This window comes from Streptomyces sp. GC420, from assembly GCF_009916105.1.
Taxonomy (GTDB): Bacteria; Actinomycetota; Actinomycetes; order Streptomycetales; family Streptomycetaceae; genus Streptomyces.
Map to the genome: position 1 here is coordinate 1 of NZ_JAAAXQ010000797.1, position 852 is coordinate 852.

Here is an 852-nt window from a genome sequence, read left to right on the forward strand (position 1 = left end):
CTTCGGGGCGGGGCGGACCTCGGAGGGCAGCCCCGCCGACGGCGGGCCGGCAGCGGGCCGCGGTCGCTGTCCGAATGGTGGACGCAAGCGGGCTTAGGAACACAACCCGGGTGATACGGCCAGTGGACGGTCGGCGTCAGGGCCCCTATCCACACTGGATTCTCACAAACTCGTGTTCGCCCGGCGCCCCCGCGCGCTTAGTCTGCGACGACCATGGACTACTGCTCGCCGTGCTGCCGGCACCTCAACGGAGCACTCAGCTGCCCGGGGTGCGGGACCCCCGTCGAGGAGCTCCGGCACCGTGCGCCGGACACCGACCCGGACACCTCCGCGACCGGGACCGAGGCCACCCCCGAACCAGGGACGGCACCGGCCGGGGGCCGGGCCGCCGCCCGGCGTGCGGCCAAGGGGCGTTCCCACCGCGGCCGCCCGGCGAAGGCCGTCGCGGCGGAGGAGGCCGTCTCCGCGGGGCGCTCGCGCAAGTCCCACCGGCGCAGGCACAGCAGGACACTGCTGCTCGGCGGCGGCCTGGTGCTGGCCGCGGGTTCCCTCGGCCTCGCCGAGCTGGCCGCGGAAGGACCGTGGGGCGTCCCCTGGGAGGTGCCCGCCTCCTCCTCCGTACCCGACAAGGAGTCCTCCGAGGAGCCCGGCGGCAGCGCGAGCCCCAGCGCGGACAGCACCGTCCCTGCCGCAGGCCCCGGGCCGACCCGCTCGGCCTCGCCCAGTGCCTCGGGGGAGTCCGGGGAGGACAAGAAGAGCAAGGAAGAAGAGGAGAAGAAGGAGGAGTCCGCCTCCCCCGAGGAGTCGCAGTCCTCCGCCGCCCCCGAGAGCGGCGCCCCCAGCAGCGAGTCC

At 75.2% G+C, this 852-nt stretch carries 1 protein-coding gene; it reads left to right on the forward strand.

Annotation, left to right across the window (positions count from 1 at the left end):
- Positions 1 to 213: 213 nt before the first annotated feature.
- Positions 214 to 852, forward strand: a 639-nt coding sequence (locus tag GUY61_RS38675; protein WP_166634946.1) for a hypothetical protein, incomplete at its 3' end; no start/stop codon positions are given.